Source organism: Frateuria sp. GZRe14, assembly GCF_051900395.1.
Classification (GTDB): Bacteria; Pseudomonadota; Gammaproteobacteria; order Xanthomonadales; family Rhodanobacteraceae; genus Frateuria_A; species Frateuria_A edaphi.
In genome coordinates, this window is sequence record NZ_JBHZGJ010000001.1 from 2,483,838 (window position 1) to 2,501,421 (window position 17,584).

General features: G+C 68.3%; 10 protein-coding genes, 1 tRNA gene and 1 riboswitch. Of the genes, 3 read left to right on the forward strand and 8 right to left on the reverse strand.

Annotated features, from left to right (window positions below; genetic code table 11):
• Window positions 1-36 precede the first annotated feature (36 nt).
• Window positions 37-756 (forward strand): phosphate signaling complex protein PhoU, encoded by a 720-nt coding sequence (gene phoU, locus ACFWZ1_RS11360; RefSeq protein WP_231320711.1) that lies wholly within the window; start codon window positions 37-39, stop codon window positions 754-756.
• A gap of 125 nt (window positions 757-881) precedes the next feature.
• Here the strand turns inward: phoU and ACFWZ1_RS11365 are convergent, their stop codons facing one another.
• Genes ACFWZ1_RS11365 through rnr form a run of 3 tightly spaced genes read right to left on the reverse strand, consistent with a single transcriptional unit; the run spans window position 882 to window position 4,758 of the window.
• Window positions 882-1,163: a CBU_0592 family membrane protein gene (locus ACFWZ1_RS11365; RefSeq protein ID WP_231320712.1), complete on the reverse strand. Its 282-nt coding sequence runs from the start codon at window positions 1,161-1,163 to the stop codon at window positions 882-884.
• Window positions 1,160-1,912, reverse strand: a complete 753-nt coding sequence (rlmB, locus tag ACFWZ1_RS11370) for a 23S rRNA (guanosine(2251)-2'-O)-methyltransferase RlmB (protein WP_231320713.1) — start codon at window positions 1,910-1,912, stop codon at window positions 1,160-1,162. The genes ACFWZ1_RS11365 and rlmB overlap by 4 nt, the downstream gene beginning before the upstream one ends.
• On the reverse strand, window positions 1,909-4,758 hold the full coding sequence (gene rnr, locus ACFWZ1_RS11375) for a ribonuclease R (RefSeq protein ID WP_439666481.1): 2,850 nt from the start codon (window positions 4,756-4,758) through the stop codon (window positions 1,909-1,911). Before rnr ends, rlmB begins: the two co-directional genes overlap by 4 nt.
• A gap of 136 nt (window positions 4,759-4,894) precedes the next feature.
• Here rnr and ACFWZ1_RS11380 point away from each other — a divergent pair.
• Window positions 4,895-4,979: transfer RNA gene (locus tag ACFWZ1_RS11380), tRNA-Leu, on the forward strand.
• A gap of 102 nt (window positions 4,980-5,081) precedes the next feature.
• Here ACFWZ1_RS11380 and ACFWZ1_RS11385 read toward each other — a convergent pair.
• Window positions 5,082-5,501 (reverse strand): VOC family protein, encoded by a 420-nt coding sequence (locus ACFWZ1_RS11385; RefSeq protein WP_439666482.1) that lies wholly within the window; start codon window positions 5,499-5,501, stop codon window positions 5,082-5,084.
• A 202-nt stretch (window positions 5,502-5,703) separates the two neighbouring features.
• Window positions 5,704-5,798, forward strand: a riboswitch (glycine riboswitch).
• A 38-nt stretch (window positions 5,799-5,836) separates the two neighbouring features.
• On the opposite strand from ACFWZ1_RS11385, the gene gcvP reads away from it, so the two are divergent.
• Window positions 5,837-8,725: an aminomethyl-transferring glycine dehydrogenase gene (gene gcvP, locus ACFWZ1_RS11390; protein ID WP_439666483.1), complete on the forward strand. Its 2,889-nt coding sequence runs from the start codon at window positions 5,837-5,839 to the stop codon at window positions 8,723-8,725.
• A gap of 81 nt (window positions 8,726-8,806) precedes the next feature.
• On the opposite strand, the gene ACFWZ1_RS11395 is transcribed toward gcvP, so the two are convergent.
• The 4 genes from ACFWZ1_RS11395 to ACFWZ1_RS11410 form a co-directional block, all read right to left on the reverse strand.
• Complete coding sequence (locus tag ACFWZ1_RS11395) at window positions 8,807-9,208, reverse strand: VOC family protein (RefSeq protein WP_439666484.1); 402 nt, start codon at window positions 9,206-9,208, stop codon at window positions 8,807-8,809.
• A 34-nt stretch (window positions 9,209-9,242) separates the two neighbouring features.
• Window positions 9,243-12,017, reverse strand: coding sequence for a TIM-barrel domain-containing protein (locus ACFWZ1_RS11400; RefSeq protein WP_439666485.1), 2,775 nt, complete (start codon window positions 12,015-12,017; stop codon window positions 9,243-9,245).
• Between the two features lie 178 nt (window positions 12,018-12,195).
• The gene (locus tag ACFWZ1_RS11405) at window positions 12,196-14,274 is read right to left on the reverse strand and encodes a putative bifunctional diguanylate cyclase/phosphodiesterase (RefSeq protein ID WP_231320720.1); all 2,079 of its coding nucleotides are present in this window, start codon (window positions 14,272-14,274) and stop codon (window positions 12,196-12,198) included.
• 119 nt (window positions 14,275-14,393) lie between these two features.
• A complete protein-coding gene (locus ACFWZ1_RS11410) occupies window positions 14,394-17,372 on the reverse strand; it encodes a PAS domain-containing protein (RefSeq protein WP_439666486.1) in 2,979 nt (992 codons plus the stop codon).
• Window positions 17,373-17,584: the final 212 nt, after the last annotated feature.

A 17,584-nucleotide genomic window follows, 5' to 3' on the forward strand; every position in this document is an offset into this window, starting at 1 on the left:
GGACGATGCAAACAGCGCGACCACCATGAGGCTCCCATGAGCAGCAAAGACCACATCATCAAGAGCTACGACAGCGAGCTGGCGCGCCTGACCGGCGAAATCGTGCGCATGGGCGAACTGGCGGCCGCGCAGCTGGAGGCGGCAATCGACGTCGTCGAACGCCGCGACGACCGTGCGGCCCAGCGCGTCGTCGCCAACGACGATGCCATCGACGCGCTGGAACAGGAGATCAGCCACGACGTGGTGCGCCTGCTCGCCCTGCGCGCCCCGATGGCGGGCGACCTGCGCAATGTGTTCGCCGCGTTGCGCATCGCCTCCGACATCGAACGCATCGGCGACTACGCCGCCAACGTGGCCAAGCGTTCGATCCCGCTCTCGATGGTGGCGCCGGTGACCCCCACCAGCGGCCTGGGGCTGCTTGCCAAACTGGCCGCGGCCGAGGTGCGCGACGTACTGACCGCCTACGCGCGGCAGGACGCCGAGCAGGGCTACCAGGTGTGGAAGCGCGACGCCGGACTGGACGAGGCCTACACCGGCTACTTCCGCCAGTTGCTGACCTACATGATGGAAGATCCGCGCAACATCACGCCCTGCACGCACCTTCTGTTCATGGCCAAGAACATCGAGCGCATCGGCGACCACGCGACCAACATCGCCGAGAACCTCTGGTACCAGGTGTATGGCGAGCCGCTGGACAAGCAGCGGGACAAGCGCGACCTGACGTCAAATCCGGAAATGCCCAAGCTGGGAGGCTGAGGCAAGGCCCATCCTCCCTTCGGAGCCCTTTCTCCACAAAAGGGGGCAGGAAACAACCCTGGCGTGTTGCTTCCTTGCGCGCCCTCCCGTTCGCCCGGGAGGTGCCGACGGGGGCAACCTGCAGACTACAGGTCCGGCCCCGTCACCCTTGCCGCCCGCCGTTGTCGCGCGCTCCGCACGATGCCGAAGATGCCGATGGCCATCCACGCGATTTCCAGCGCAAACGCAGACACGTTGAAGCTGCCGAACAGCAACGACAGCGTCACTCCCAACGCGCCGAAGACGTTCATCAACTGATAGGTCAGCCCGTTGCCGTGCAGCTTGTGGGCCTGCAGCAAGAGGAACGCCAGCAGCACCAGCACCACCCCGACAAAGCCCGCCCAGTCGTACCAGAACAGCGTGCTCATCGCTTCGCTCCGCGCTGGCGCAGCGCCTCGAACAGCACCACGCCGGTGGCGACCGACACGTTGAGGCTCTCCATCACGCCAGGCATCGGGATCTTCGCCACGAAATCGCACAGCTCGCGCGTGAGCCGGCGCATGCCTTCACCCTCGCTCCCCAGCACCAGCGCCACGGGTCCACGGAAATCGACCTCATACACGGACGTCTCCGTGTCGCCGGCCAGTCCGGTGATCCAGACGCCGGCATCCTTGAGCTCGCGCAGGGTGCGGGCCAGGTTGGTGACCGCCACCAGCGGCACGCGATCGGCGCCGCCGGCCGAGGCGCGGCGCACCACGGGCGTCAGGCCGACCGCGCGGTCCTTCGGCACGATGACCGCGGTCACCTTCGCCGCGGCCGCCGAACGCAGGCAGGCACCCAGGTTGTGCGGATCGGTGATGCCGTCGAGCACCAGTACCAGCGTTTCCATGCCGTCGCGTTCGATCAGTGCGGCCAGATCGTCCTCGTGGGTCATCGGCGGGGGTTCGTAGAGCGCGACGATGCCCTGGTGACGTGCCTCGCCGGCCAGCTTGTCCAGCTGCTCGCGCGGACGGTGGTGCACCGGGATGTGGTGGCTGCGCGCCTGGTCGATCAGTTCCTTGATGCGCGCGTTGCGCTGTGCAGTGGCGATATCGACCAGCAGTTCGCGCACGCGCGAGGCGTCGTTGGCGAGCGCGCCCTCGACCGGGTTGATACCGACGATCCAACTCTCGCTCATGCCTTGCCCTTCGGTTTGCCCCTGCGATCCGATCGCTTGGCGGCCGAGGAAGCAGCCTCCAGCGCCTTGCGTTTGCCGCCGCTCTTGGCCGCGGCAGCCGGATTGCTCTTGCCACGATTGCCCTTGGCGCTCGCGGCCTGCTCGCCCTTGGCCTGGCGGCCCCTGCCTTGGCTACCCTCGCCCTGCCGCTTGGCCTCGGGCGGGAGGGCCGACCGGCCAAGCGCCTCGGATGCAAGCTTGGTCGCCTTGCTGCGTGTCTTCGGCGAGCCGCCCTCGGACGGAACCACCTGCCGCCCCATGGCTTCGGACGCCACCTTGGCGGCTTTGCCGCGAGGGGCGCGATTATCGCCCATCACCGGCGCGGGCGGCGCTGCCTCGACCGGTGCCGGTGCCGGCGCGCCGCGCCCGAACGCCCGGCCCACTGCCCTAGCGGCGCGGCCGAACATCCCGGGCGGCTTGGCGGCCGGCGCAGCCGGCTTGGGCAGCGAGTAACGCTCGCCACTGGCGTTGTAATCGTAGGCCTTGCGGGCAGGGGTCGCCGGCTTGGCCTGCTCTCGCCGCGGCGCGAGCCGGAAGTCGATCTTGCGATCCTCGATGCTCGCGCGCAGCACCTGTACCCGCACGTGGTCGCCCAGGCGGAACTGATCGCCGCTGCGCTCGCCCTTGAGCAGCTTCCTGATCGGGTCGAAGTGGTAGTAGTCGTTGGCCAGCTGGCTGATGTGCACCAGGCCCGACACGCGCGATTCCTCCAGCTCCACGAACAACCCGAAGGAAGTGACGCCGGTGATCACGCCGTCGAACTCGCTGCCGATGTGCTTGGACAGCCAGGCGGTCTTGAAGCGCTCATCGACGTCCCGCTCGGCCTCTTCGGCGCGGCGTTCGCGCTGCGAACAATGCACCGCCATGGAGGCCATGTCGCTGGGCGAATAGACGTAGTCGCTCGGCTTGCCGCCGGTCAATGCGTAGCGGATCGCACGGTGTACCAGCAGATCCGGGTAGCGGCGGATCGGCGAGGTGAAGTGCGCATAGGCATCCAGCGAGAGGCCGAAATGCCCGCGGTTCTCCGGCTGGTAGGCCGCCAAGCTCTGCGAGCGCAGCAGCACCGACTGGATCAGCTCGCGCTCGGGGCGGTCGTGCACCATGCGCAGGATGTCCGCGAAGTCGCCGGGGGTGACCTCCTCGACCGGCGGCATGCGCAGCTTGAACTCGCGCAGGAACTGCTGCAGGTCCTCGTACTTCTCGGCCGGCGGCGGCTCGTGCGCGCGGAACAGCGCGGGGATCTTCTTCTTCGACAGGAACGTGGCCGCCTGCACGTTGGCGGCGATCATGCATTCCTCGATCAGCTTGTGCGCGTCGTTGCGCTCGGTCGCGCCCATCGCCTCGACTTCGCCGCGCTGGTCGAGACGGAACTTGACCTCCGGCGTCTCGAAGTCGATCGCACCGCGGCGCTTGCGCTGGGCGGCCATCGCCTTGTACAGCGTGTGCAGGTGTTCCAGTTGGGGCAGCACGTCGGAAACCTGGTCGCGCGCCTCCGGATCGAGCAGCCCGACTGCCTGCCACACGATGTCGTAGGTCAGGCGCGCGTGCGAGCGCATCACCGCGTCGTAGAACTTCGACTTCACGACCTCGCCATCGTCGGTGATCTGCATGTCGCAGACCATGCACAGCCGCTCGACCTTGGGATTGAGCGAGCAGATGCCGTTGGACAGCGTCTCCGGCAGCATCGGCACCACGAAGCCCGGGAAATAGGTCGACGTGCTGCGCTCGTAGGCCTCGCGGTCCAGTGCATTGCCGACCTTGACGTAGTGCGACACGTCGGCGATCGCCACGATCAGCCGCCAGCCGCCGCCACGGCGCGGCTCGGCGAAGACCGCATCGTCGAAGTCGCGCGCGTCAGCGCCGTCGATGGTCACCAACGGCAGTTTGCGAAGGTCGGTGCGGCCCTGTCGCTCGGCGGCCGTTACCTCAGGCTCGACCTGGGCGGCGTCGCGCAGCACTTCGGCCGGCCACTCATGCGGCAGGTCGTGGCTGGCGATGGCCATCTCCACCAGCAGCGAGGGCTGCAAACGTTCGCCGAGCACCGACACGATCCGGCCAAGCGGGCCGCGATGCGGCGTCGGCGGATCGGTGATCTCGGCAACCACGATCTGTCCGGCGTGGGCGCCCTGCTCCTGGCCCGGTGGAACCATCACGTCCTGGTGCAGGCGCCGGTCGTCCGGCGAGACCAGGGTCACGCCGTTCTCGACCACGACGCGCCCGACCAGCCGTGGCGAACGCCGTTGCAGTACTTCGGCGATCGCTCCTTGGCGCCGGCCGCGCCGGTCGATGCCGACCACGCTGGCGAGTACACGGTCGCCGTGCAGCACCATGCGCATCTGCTGCGGCGAAAGGTAAAGATCGTCACCGCCCTCGTCCGGACGCAGGAAGCCGTAGCCTTCGGCGTTGGCCAGCACCACGCCGGGGATCAGGTCCAGCTTGCGCACCGGCGCGTAGTCGCCACGCCGGCCCTGCAGCAGCTGGCCGTCGCGCACCATCGCGCCGAGGCGCTTGCGCAGCGCGCTGATGTCGGTCTCGTCGTGGAGCTCCAGCGCCTCGGCGATGCGCGCTTCGCTCAGCATCTCGCCGCGGTCGTCCAGCAGCGCCAGGATCGCCTCGCGGCTGGGGATCGGCCGCTCGTAACGCTGCGCCTCGCGGTCGGCGAACGGATCGCGTCCGCCCTTCGCGTGCGGGGGCGCGCCGGCCGGCGGCGTGCGCCGCGAACCGCCTCGTGCGCCTGGCTTCGGAGTGCGCGGGCCTGCACCCGTATCGCCGCCCTTGCCGGTGCGGGATGTCTTCTTTCTGGTCACAAAAGATCCTTGTGGTGGAGCGCCGCGCAGCATGCCGCACGGTGCAATGAATTTCCTATCAACGAAGTGTTGACAAGCTGGGGGGAGGTGCCTACTCTACGCGGCTCGCGCAGCCCGAACGGCTCGCGCGACACCTGCCCAGGTGGCGGAATTGGTAGACGCACTAGTTTCAGGTACTAGCGGGTAAAACCGTGGAGGTTCGAGTCCTCTCCTGGGCACCAATTGTAGATGAAGCCCGCCGCAAGGCGGGCTTTTTCGTTTTCTGCTTTCCGCAGCGCTCGAGCTTTTCGCTTTCGCGCCCGCCACCTCCGAAGGAAGAGGGCTCAGTCCGCGGCGGTCGGCGGGCCCTTCAACTCCACCATGTTCCCCTGCGGGTCGTAGCAATAGATCGACGGCCCTTCGCCCTGCGCGCCGTAGCGCGAGCCGATATCGCCCACGCGCACGCCATGCGCCTCCAGGTGCGCCACGATGGCGGCCTCGTCGTAGCCCTCCACGCTCAGGCACAGGTGATCCATGTTGTGGCCCTGCGCGCCGGGCCCGGCGCCGCCAAGGCGGCCGAGCTTGCCGTCCACCGGCACCAGGTCGATCAGCGAATCGCCCGCACGCAATTGCACCAGGCCGATGGCGTCCTGGCGCCGTTCCTCCGTACAGCCGAGCACGCCGCAATAGAACGCCTGCATCGCGGCCAAGTCGTAGACGCGCAGCACGAGGTGGTCTATCCGCTGGAGTCGGAAGGGAGGCATGGGCGTTGCTGCCGGATGGGGAAATGCGATGGTACAGGGAGCGGCCGGGCACACGCCCACGCGCTCCTGTCGTTAAGCCGGATTCCGCGCGCGCGGATGGCCGGCCTGTATAATCGACCCTTCGCACGCGGCGGGAGAAGCGGGGAATAGCCCGCTGCCGAAGACGCAACGCCCGTAATCGCTCAGGCCCGATACCGCCGCGTGCAAAAACTCTGGAGAGAGCGGTTCGATCCGCCGCCGAAGGGGCACGAAGCGTTCCGCTTCCAAACTCTCAGGCAAAAGGACAGAGGGGCGCCCCGCGTGCGGCACGCACGCGTTGCCTTCGGACGCCCGTCATGAGCCACATCCCCACTCCCTCGCTGCGCGACCTGGAAAACCACGACGCCTTCATCGCGCGGCACATCGGCCCCAACGATGCCGAGATCGCGCAGATGCTGTGCACGATCGGCTACGACTCGCTCGAGGCGATGACCGACGCCATCGTGCCGGGCAAGATCAAGTCGCCCGCGCCGCTGGACCTGCCGATGGCGGTCAGCGAAGTCGAGGCGCTCGCCAAGATCCGCGCGATCGCCGACAAGAACAAGGTCTTCAGGAGCTTCATCGGCCAGGGCTACTACGGCACCCACACGCCCAACGTCATCCTGCGCAACATCCTGGAGAACCCGGCCTGGTACACGGCCTACACGCCCTACCAGGCGGAGATCTCGCAGGGCCGCATGGAAGCGCTGATCAACTTCCAGACGATGTGCGCCGACCTGACCGGCATGGAGATCGCCAACGCCTCGCTGCTGGACGAGGGCACCGCGGCGGCCGAGGCGATGACGCTGGCCAAGCGCTCGGGCAAGTCCAAGTCGAACGTGTTCTTCGTCTCCGACCGCGTGCACCCGCAGACGCTTGAGGTGCTCAAGACCCGCGCCGAGGCGATGGGCATCGACCTGCACGTAGGCCCGGATGCCGACGCAACGACCGTCGACAGCTACGGCGTGCTGCTGCAGTACCCAGATACCTTCGGCCACGTCGGCGACTACAAGGCGCTGGCCGACACCGTTCACGCGCGCGGCGGCATCGTCTGCGTGGCGACCGACCTGCTGGCGCTCACGCTGATCGCGGCGCCGGGCGACTGGGGTGCGGACATCGTGGTCGGCAATACCCAGCGCTTCGGCGTGCCCTACGGCTTCGGCGGCCCGCACGCGGCCTTCATGGCCTGCCGCGACGCCTACAAGCGCTCGATGCCGGGCCGCCTGATCGGCGTCTCGATCGACGCCGAAGGCAAGAAGGCCTACCGCCTGACCCTGCAGACGCGCGAGCAGCACATCCGCCGCGAGAAGGCCACTTCCAACATCTGCACCGCCCAGGTGTTGCTGGCGGTGATGGCGAGCATGTACGCCGTCTACCACGGCCCCGAAGGCCTGACCCGCATCGCCCGCCGCGTGCATCGCCTGGCGGTGATCCTGACGGTCGCGCTGCGCCGGGCCGGAGTGAAGATCGGCAACGACTTCTTCGACACCCTGCACGTCACCGGCATCGATGCCGCATCCATCCATGCGAACGCCCGCGGCGCCGGCATCAACCTGCGCGAAGTGGACGCCGGCAGCCTGTGCATCAGCCTGGACGAGACCACCACCCGCGCCGACGTCGTCGCGCTGGCGGGCCTGTTCGGCGCCGAGGCCGACATCGACGCACTGGACGCCGCCGTGCACGACGCCCTGCCGCGCACGCTGCTGCGCCAGAGCGCGTTCCTCACCCATCCGGTGTTCAACACCCACCACAGCGAGCACGAGCTGCTGCGCTACATGCGCGCGCTGGCCGACAAGGACCTTGCGATGGATCGCACGATGATCCCGCTGGGCTCGTGCACCATGAAGCTCAACGCCACCGCGGAGATGATCCCGGTGACCTGGCCCGAATTCGGCCAGATCCACCCGCTGGCGCCGGCTTCGCAGACCCACGGCTACCAGGAACTGATCGATGGCCTCGAGGCCATGCTGGTCGAATGCACCGGCTACGACGCGGTCAGCCTGCAGCCGAACTCCGGCGCACAGGGCGAATACGCCGGCCTGCTCGCGATCCGCGCCTACCACCGCTCGCGCGGCGAAGGCCATCGCGACATCTGCCTGATCCCCGAGTCGGCCCACGGCACCAACCCCGCTTCCGCGCAGATGTGCGGCATGCAGGTCGTGGTGACCAAGTGCGACGCCAACGGCAACGTCGACCTGGAGGACATGCGCCGCAACGCGGAGAAGTACTCCGACCGCCTCGCCGCGCTGATGATCACCTACCCGTCCACGCACGGCGTGTTCGAGGAGGACATCGTCGCCATCTGCGACATCGTCCACCAGCACGGCGGCCAGGTGTACACCGACGGCGCCAACATGAACGCGCTGGTCGGCGTGGCCAAGCCGGGCAAGTGGGGTTCGGACGTCTCGCACCTCAACCTGCACAAGACCTTCTGCATCCCGCACGGTGGTGGCGGCCCGGGCGTGGGCCCGTGCGCGGTCAAGTCGCATCTCGCCCCGTTCCTGCCGAGGAAGCTCGGCGAGGACACGCCGGTGGGCATGGTCTCGGCCGCGAGCTTCGGCAGCGCGAGCATCCTGCCGATCAGCTGGATGTACATCACGCTGATGGGCAGCGAAGGCCTGCGCCGCGCCACCCAGGTCGCGCTGCTCAACGCCAACTACATCGCCAGGCGGCTGGCCGATCACTACGAGACGCTCTACACCGGCCGCAACGGGCTGGTGGCGCACGAGTGCATCCTCGATCTTCGCCCATTGAAGGATTCCACCGGCATCAGCGCCGAGGACGTGGCCAAGCGCCTGATCGACTTCGGCTTCCACGCGCCGACCCTGAGCTTCCCGGTGGCGGGCACGCTGATGGTCGAGCCGACCGAGTCCGAATCGCAGCAGGAGCTCGACCGCTTCATCGACGCGATGATCCAGATCCGCGACGAGATCCGCGCGATCGAGGACGGCCGCCTGGACCGCGAGGACAACCCGCTCAAGCACGCCCCGCACACGGCCACCCAGGTGTCGGCGACCGAGTGGACCCACGCCTACCCGCGCGAACTGGCCGCCTTCCCGCTGCCGAGCCTGAAGTTCCAGAAGTACTGGTCGCCGGTGGCCCGCGTGGACAACATCTACGGCGACAAGAACGTGTTCTGCAGCTGCGTGCCGATCAACGACTTCAAGGAAGAGATCGAGGCGTTCAGCGAACCGAACGTGTCCTGACACCGCGCCACGGGATCGCAACGAAAGAACGCCGCCGGCACTATCGGCGGCGTTTTTCGTTGGTCCCGGGACGGCCTGCGCTCACGCCTCCTGCGAGGGCCTCCGGGCGTAGCTCACCGTCAGCATTTCCCAGGCGTGCCCGTCCGGCTCGCTCCAGTACACGTTGCGGCCGCCGCCCTGCCCGGTCCGGACCTGCATGTCGACTTCGCCCATCGGCGTACTGCGGTAGGCGATGCCCTTGGCCTGCAACCGGGCGAAGATCGCATCGAACTCGGCCTCGCTGACGCGGAAGCAGTAGTGCTGCATCGAGAACTCGCCGATCTGGCCGACGTCCAGGGTGAGCCCGTCGTTCACGTAGACCGGGGAGAACGGGCCCGCCGGAGTGTCCTCCGACCAGGGTACGTCCAGCAGGCTGGCGAGCAGCCTGGCTGCCGCCTTCCGGTCGCGCGAGGGAACGATGACGTGGTCGAGCTGGATCGGCATGGCGAACTCCTGTCCTGTAATCCGAGAGCGTCCGTCACCAACGGACCGTAAGCGTATCGAGCACCGGTTGGCTCGGCACGCGCACCACCGCGGTCGAGCTCCCCTGGTCCCACGTCCAGTCATCGACCTCCCGGCCGTCGACGTGGATGTCCGCAGGCCGGGCGCCGGCGTGAATGTGCAACTCATAGGCGCGCGCCTTCAGCTGCCCAGGGAAGCGGCCACGGGCGGGGCCGATCACCAGTTGCTGCCTGCCCTGCGTATCGGTGGCATGCGTGATCGGCGTCAGCGCGTACTCGCGTCTGGCGTAGCCGAGGGAGTGGCCATCATCCTCGTACAGCTCCATGTGCCCGTTGCCGCTGCCGTAGACGTTGACGATCAACGGATCGAGCGGCCTTGCGTCCGAATAGGCGCTGGGCGGCTGCTCGGGCACGATCGCGCCTTCGCGCACGAACACCGGTATCTCGTCCACCGCGTAATGGGCAGTGAAGCTGCGCCCGCCCTCGTGGCGCTTGCCGGTGAAGAAGTCGATCCACCCCCCGGGCGGGAGCCAGACCGTGACGTCGCCGTCGGGCGCGAGCACCGGCGCCACCAGCATCGATTCGCCGAAGAGGTATTCGTGCGGATGGCGATACGCCTCGTCCAGCTCGGGCCACGCGAGGTAGAGCGGCCGCAGGATCGGCATCGCGTCGCGGTGCGCCAGCCAGGCCTGGGTATACAGATACGGGATCAGCTGCGTGCGCAGCCTGAAGTACTTGCGCATCAGCGCCACGCCCTTCTCGCCATACACCCACGGCATGCGCAGGTTGCCCTCGAGCGGGTTGGCGTGGGCGCTGTGCATGCGCAGGATCGGGCTGAAGGCGCCGAATTCGATCCAGCGCGCGTAGAGGTCGAAGTCGATCCTGCCGCCGTGGAAACCGCCTATGTCATGGCTCATGTATGCCACGCCCACGTTGCCGCCTCGCGCGGTGTACGCGACCTCATAAGCCAGCACGGGCCATTGCGACCAGGTGTCGCCGGTGAAGAAGCCCGGATAGCGCTGACTGCCCCAACCGCCGTAGCGACCCAGGATGAAAGCGCGCTCGCCCGTGGCGCGCTGCGTGTAGTCGTAGAACACCTTGTTGGTCCACAGCTGCGGATCGAGCCCCGGCATGGCGGCCGCCCCGCTGCCGCCATCGACCCACCACAGGTCCACGCCCTGGCGCATCAGCGGCAGGTGCAGGTCGCGCATGAAGACCTCCGCCTGCGCCTTGTCCGACAGGTCGAAGGCGATCCGCCCGGGCGGCGGCACATCGCGCAGCGCGACCGGTCCGCGCAGGATGCCCCCGGCACGCTTGCCGGCCTGCACGCGCAGGGCGATGAGATTGGCCTGGCCGGCCTTCGCATAGGGCGCGATGTCGGCGGTGGTAAGCCGTTGCGGCCACGGCACATGGCTGTGCGGCACCTCGGTGCCGTTGACGAAGAGGCGGTACTCCTCCTCAACCTCACCCAGGTACAGATACAAATGCGCCGGCAGCCGTGCCGGCAACCGCACCGAGGTGCGGTACCAGGCTGGCCCCTCGTAGGCCGGCCAGCCTTGTGCCTGCCAGGGGCGGTCGGTGCGCACAGGCGCCCAGTGGCCGTCGTCGAAGGCGGCCGAGGACCAGTGCCGATCAAGTCCCTGATCGCGCGGGTCGGTGGCGAAGCGCCAGTGGCTGCCGATGTCCAGATCGAAGGCGGCCGCGGGAGGCAACCGTCGGCCAAGGTCCCTTAGCACCTGCGGTGCGTGGCTGTCGCCGAAGGAGAGGATGCTTTCCTCCGTGTTGGCATAGCCTGGATGATCGTTGAGGGAGAGCTTGATGCCTCGCGCGTGCAGCCAGTCGATGAACGACTGCGATTGCGGGATCAGCGGGCTCCAGTCGTAGCCGCCGTCCCAGCCGTAGTTGTGCCACGCGAAATCCAGTACCAGCGTGTCGAACGGTATGCCGCTGTCGCGCAGCCGCGAGACTTCCTGCTGCAGGGCCTGCTGGTCGTAGCGGCGAAACACCGGGCTGTCGGCCTGCGCGGTGCGCGGGAAGTACTCGAAGTTGAAGTCGGTGATCCAGGGCCCGAATACGTAGCGGGGCACCATCGGTATCGGGCCGCTCAATCGGGCGTAATCGCGCAGAACACGTGCGTAGGCGTGCCCATAGGTGAACAGGTAGCCGTCCTGGCCGGTGGCATCCGGGCGCGGTTCGATCCATTGCGTCCGGGTATTCCTCAGCGGCGTGCGACTGTCGTCGATCCAGGCCCAGCCGCTGCGGCTGAGCAAGCCGGGGGTGGCCGGCTGCAGGTGCACTTCGATGCCGGGGATGACGATGCCGACCGGGCTTTCGGTGCCATCGCCGTTCGCCGGCAGGTTCGATCCGCGCAGGTCGTCCAGGGAATACGTCAGCCCGCCCAGGTTGCGATGGTCCACGTCGCCCGGATGCCAGTCGCTTTCCCGCCCGTCCGGACCGCGCCAGGTGACCTCGAGGTTGCCGGGCGCGAAGGGGCCCGTGCCTGGCCGGTAGCGCAACGTCATCGCGCTGGACGCCAGGACCACCCAGCCGTCCTGCCGGGCACGCCGGATCGGCACCGCGGGCCAGTCGCGCTGCCGGATCACGGCGGTCGGTGCGTCGACGAACCGTCCCGAGGGCTCGTATTCCAGCCGCACCAGGGAAGGCGTCAGGAACTCGAAGCGCGCCTTGCCGACGACGACCGCGGACGCGGCGACGTCCTTTCCCTGCGCCACGGGAACCAGCGCGACGGCCAGCCACGCCACCATCAGACACGCGAAACGACGAACGCTCATGCGAAAAGCCTCCCGGGTTGCCTGCGACGAAGCAGGCGGGGTTGGCTCGTCGTGTCCCACGTTCGCGCGGGAGGGGAGCCAGGCGCCCGCATCCCCTGCAGCGGACGGCCTGACGAAGGTACAACACCCGGCATCCGCCAAGGTATCCGCCGACCTGCGGGCCTCGCGCCCGGAAAGGTCAGCTCGTTGCCATCGCCGCGGGCAGGCAGCGGCGTTCGAACTCCGCCGCCGGCATCGGCCGGGCCAGCAGGTAGCCCTGTATCTGGTCACAACCCAGCGCGCGCAGTGCGGCGGCCTGCGCGGGCGTTTCGACGCCTTCGGCCACCACTTCCATGCCCAGGGTGTGCGCCAGTTCGATGATCGCGGCGATGATCGCGCGCGGTTCGTGTCCGCCTTGGTCCAGCGCCTGCACGAAGAACTGGTCGATCTTCAGCTGGCGCACCTGGAACTTCTGCAGGTACGCCAGGCTGGAATAGCCGGTGCCGAAATCGTCGATGGCGAACTCGAAGCCGTGCGCGCGGAAATCCTGGAGGATCGCGGTGGTGCGCTCGGCGTCGCGCATGGCCATGGTCTCGGTCACTTCGAACATGATCTGCGACGTATCCAGCCCGGCCGCGCCGACGATGCCGGCCGCGGTCTGTACCAACCCGGGCTGCTGGATCTGCATGGGCGACAGGTTGATCGCGATGCGCACGGGCGCCAGGCCGCGGTCGTGCCAGTCGCGCAGTTGCCGGCACGCTTCGCGGATCACCCATTCGCCGAGCCGCGCGATCTGCCCGCTGCGTTCGGCGACGCCGATGAATTCCAGCGGCGGGACCGTACCGAGTTCGGGATGGCACCAGCGCAGCAGCGCCTCGGCGCCGACCAGGGCGCCGGTGTCGCCGTGGTGCTTGGGCTGGAAGTGCAGCGAGAGGCTGCCGTCATCCAGCGCCGTCTGCAGGCCGCGCTGGATCGCCAGCACGCGCATCGCGCGATCGCGCATGGAGCGGTCGTAGCAACGGTAGCCGTTGCGGCCGCCCTCCTTGGCTTCGTACATCGCCGCGTCGGCGTGCGCGACCAGTTCTTCCACGCTCTCGCCGTCGCGCGGGTAATAGGCCACCCCGATGCTCGGGGTGACCCGAAGCGCGGTGTCGCGCACGTCGAAGCTTTCCTGCATCAGCCCGATCAGTTGCTGGGCGATGCGCAGCGCCGAGTCCGGACTGCGCATGTGTTCCAGCACCACCACGAACTCGTCGCCACCCAGGCGCGCCAGGCTGTTGATGTGCAACACGCCGGCCAGCCGTCCGGCCACGGCGCGCAGCAGCTCGTCGCCGAAGCCGTGGCCCAGCGTGTCGTTGATGGCCTTGAAGCCGTCCAGGTCGATGTACAGCACGGCCAGATGGCCGTGCCCGGCGCGGGCGCGCGCCAGCGCCTGCTCCATGCGCTCGGTCAGCAGGTGGCGGTTGGGCAGCCCGGTCAGTGCGTCATGCGTGGCCAGGTGATGCAGGCGGTTGTTGAGATGGTCCAGCGAACCGGAAAGCCGTTGGGCACGCACGTACAGCCTCGCGACGATCTCGGACAGGGCCAGCGTCGCTCCCATCGCCAGCACCGCGACCATGCTGACCACGCTGCCCAGCCACACCGTCCCCGAAGACGCCACCAGCGACAGCTCCGGCCGGTCGCCGTAGGACAGCCGCGTGGAGAGGTTCAGCAACACCACGATCAGCACGCCCATCAGCACCGACAGGTATGCCCGGCGACCGTACAGTGCGCGCATCGGACGCGGGCGGAACGCGTGCATCAGGCGCAGGCCACAGGCCACTCCGAAGGTGCACAGCAGCACCCAGTACAACCAGACCCGCGGCTGGTAGCTGATGCCACCGGCGACGTGCAGCGCGCCCTCGCTGAACATGTGGATGAGCGCCACGCCCACGCCAAGCGCAAGCGAACCGCCCAACCAGCGCAGCCGGCCCATGACCTGGCAGTCGGCCACCCACAACAGGCCCAGCCCGACGGCCAGTGCCGCGAACGCGGACGCCGTGCTCAATACCGGATCGAACGCGCCCACCGCCCGCGGCAGGCGCGCCAGCATGCCCACGAAATGCACCGACCACAGGCCGACGCCCAACATCCACGCGCCCACGCCGTACCAGATCAGGCGATGCGCGGCCGCGCGCGAGGCGGCGATGCGTCCTGTGGCATCGATCGCCTGATAGGCGACCAGGCCGCCGATGAGCAGGGAGAACAGCTCCAGACTGAGGCGAAAGCTACCGACCATGGCGTTCTCGAAGCCGACGAGCCGGCAATCTCCGGGTCTTAGCGGCCGCGCGGGGTATTTCTTTAGCTGCCCGCCCGCGGGTGCGACCGCGCATTCTGCCTCCGCGCGCGTGCGCTTGCTCAGTCGCCGCCGGCCTCGACCAGGCTCTTGACCCGCGCCACCAGCTGATCGATCACGAACGGCTTGGTCAGCACCTGCATCCCCGGCTCGAGCTGGCCGCTGCCGATCACGGTGGTTTCGGCAAAGCCGGTGATGAACAGCACCTTCAAGCGCGGCATCCGCTCGCGCACCGCGTCGGCGAGCTGACGCCCGTTGAGCCCGCCGGGAAGGCCGACGTCGGTGACCAGCAGGTCGATGCGCATACCCGCGCGCAACATTTCCAGTGCTGCGGCGCCGTCGCACGCCTCCAGCACGGTAAAGCCATGCTCGCCCAACACGTCGACCACCAGCATGCGGACGGTCGGTTCGTCATCGACCACCAATACCGTCCTGCCGCGCGGCAGGATCGAAACACCCGCCGACGCAGCCTGCTTTTCCTCCACCGGGAACTCGCCCAGGTGTCGCGGCAGCAGCAGGCTCACCCGCGTCCCTTCGCCCAGCCGCGACTGGATCTGTACGCGCCCACCCGACTGCTTGGCGAAGCCGTAGATCATGGACAGCCCCAGGCCGGTGCCGCGGCCCAGCGGCTTGGTGGTGAAGAAGGGCTCGAACGCGCGCGCGACCACCTCCTCCGGCATGCCGGTACCGGTGTCGCTCACGCTCAACTCCAGATAATCGCCCGGCACCAGGTCCAGCGCCCGGGCAGACGTCTCGTCGAGCCAGCGGTTGGCCGTACCGATGCGCAGTTGGCCACCTTCCGGCATCGCGTCGCGCGCGTTGATGCACAGGTTGAGCAGCGCGTTCTCGAGCTGGTGAGCATCGGCCAGGGTGACCCACAGTTCGTCGGCGTGATCGACCTCGAGCGTGACCGCCGGGCCGATGGTGCGCCGGATTAGTTCCTCCATCCCGCCGATCAGCCGGTTGGCATCCACCGGGTGCGGATCGAGCGTCTGCCGCCGCGAGAACGCCAGCAGACGGTGGGTCAGCGCGGCCGCGCGGCGCGATGCGTCCTGCGCGGCACCCAGATAGCGCTGCAAGTCTGCGGTGCGCCCCTGTTCGACGCGCACCTGCATCATGTCCAGGCTGCCGCTGATGCCCGCCAGCAGGTTGTTGAAATCGTGCGCGAGCCCGCCGGTGAGCTGGCCGACCGCCTCCATCTTCTGCGCCTGCAACAGTTGTTCCTGTGCCTGGCGCAGCGCCTCGGCCTGTTGCCGCTCGGCGGTGACGTCGCGCCCGTAGGCATAGACCAGTCCCCCCTCGGCCGAAGTGCTCCAGGAGATCCAGCGCGCCGTGCCGTCCTGGTGCCGGTAGCGATTCTGGAAGCCGGTCAGGCGCGGGCCGGCAGCCACCGCGTCGAGGGTCGCGGTCTGGTCCTCGGGCCAGACCCACTGCAGGAAGTGTTGCCCCACCAGGGACTCCGGGGCATAGCCGAGGATCGCGGTCCATGCCGGGTTGATGCGCAGGAACAGGCCGGCCGAGTCGACCACTGCCAGCAGGTCGCGCGAGTTCTCCCAGATCCGGTCGCGCTCGGCGGTGCGCTCCTCCACCTTGCGCTCGAGCGAAGCGGTGAGTTCGCGCACCTCCTGCTCGGCGCGGCGGCGTTCGATCACCGCCCGGGTGCGCTCGCCCACTTCGCGGATGAAGGCCAGTTCGTCGTCGGTCCATTCGCGCGCCGTGGCGTGGTTCAGGTACAGCAACGCCACGAAACAGCCGTCCTCGGTGATCGGCATGTTGACCACCGACTGCGCGCTGATCGCCTTGAGCGCCTCGGCGCGGGCGGCGGTGCGCGGGTCCTTCTCGGCGTCGGCGAACACCACCGTTTCGCCGCGGCGGAGGTTTTCGATGTAGCGGCCGTAGTCGCGGAAGTGCAACACGCCGGCCAGGCTGCGGATGCCCGGCGCGTTCCAGTCGCGCTCGATGGTGATGGTTTCCTCGGTGAGGTCGATCGTGCCGTAACCGGCACGGCTCACCCCCAGCGTCCGGCCGAGGATTTCCCCGGCCGCGTGCGAAAGCTCGGCCGGCGATTGCACGTCGCGCAGGCGGTCGCCCAGTTCGATCAGCAGCGCCTGGCGACGCGCGTGGGATTGCAGCGCTTCCTGTGACAGGTGGGCCTCGGTCACGTCGTGGCCTTCGACGAAGATACCGGTGACCTGGCCGGACCCGTCGACGGTCGGCGCGTACACGAAATCGAGGTAACGCTGGACCGCAGGCTGGCCGGGCGCCGGCGAGAGGCGGATAGGCACGTGCGAGGCGATGTATCGCTCGCCGCTCCGGTAGACCTCGTCCAGCAGTTCGTAGAAGCCCTGCCCCTCCACCTCGGGGAAGGCGTCGCGTACCGTGCTGCCGATCAATTCGCGCTGGCCGACGAGCCGGTAAAAGGCGTGGTTGACGAACTCGAACTCGTGTTGCGGACCCCGAAGGACCGCGATGAATCCGGGTGCCTGCTCGAACAGCTTGCGCTGCCGTTCGCGGGCGGCCGCCCGCTGGCGCTCCAGCAGCATCTTGCCGGTGGTTTCCATGGCCGAGGTGAGCAACCCGGCGACGGCGCCATTGTCGTCGCGCAACGGCGTGAAGGAAAAACTGAACCAGCGCAGGTCGTTGGTGGGACCGCCGGCCAAGGCGAACGGCATGTCCTCCACCCATCGCGACCGCCCGGCGAACACCTCGGCGACCATCGGTTCGAGTGTTTCCCAGATCTCGGCCCACAGCCGCGCCGCTGGCTGGCCCAATCCCGCGGGGTGCTTGCTGCCGAGGATCGGCAGGTAGCCGTCGTTGTAGATGCAGGTACGCTGCGGGCCCCACATGATCAGCATCGGCTGGCACGCCTCCAGCACGATCCCGACCGTGGTCTTCAGGCCTTGCGGCCAGTTCGCGGGTGGACCCAGCGGGGTCGACGACCAGTCATGTCCGCGAACCAGCGCCGGCATCGACCGCCCGTCGGGCGCCATCTCGATCGCCTCGTCGGCTCCCAGGGAGGCAGTCGTCGGTTCGCTGTGCATGGCGTCGCAATGTCCGGAAATAACCAGCTTAGCGCCTGCACTCTACCGTGCGGTCCCCTGGCTGCCTCCCGCAGCCAGGCAGGGCCGCCGACCGGGCGTGGCACGCGAGGTCAATGCTCCAGCGCATCACCGCGCGGGACCAGGGGCCGCGCGACGGGACTGAGGAACATCGGTGGCACCCCCCCACCGGGCGTGGTCGAACCCTTCGCCAA